We start from the raw sequence: 291 nt of genomic DNA, 5'->3' as shown, positions 1-291 counted from the left end.
GTCAGGATCCTGACCTGTTGAATGCTGTGTCCTCCCTGAACATAAGAATAGATGTTATTTTGTTTAAAAACGGTTGGAACCCGATTGTGGCAAATGTAGTAGGAAAGGAACAGAGCGACAGAACACCAACTGCTCTCTGGCCTTCCGATCACGCCGGAGTAGTGGCTAGCTTGGTTCTTCCATCTTAAAAAAAGGATATAGTCAGCGAAATATGAATAACGATAAGCTGCTACCCCCATAAAACAGATGAACTAACAAATTGTTTTTTATATAGTACCCTGACTATAGACC

Annotated in this window: 1 pseudogene; it reads left to right on the top strand. The window is 41.6% G+C overall.

What is annotated here, in order from left to right:
* A pseudogene (locus ACSG5Z_RS31440) lies at nt 1–188 on the top strand (endonuclease/exonuclease/phosphatase family protein); the annotation flags it as partial.
* Nucleotides 189–291 lie beyond the last annotated feature (103 nt).

The organism is Bacillus pretiosus (assembly GCF_051294775.1).
In the GTDB taxonomy this organism is placed as follows: Bacteria; Bacillota; Bacilli; order Bacillales; family Bacillaceae_G; genus Bacillus_A; species Bacillus_A wiedmannii.
This window is presented reverse-complemented; position numbering and strand designations above follow the sequence as displayed.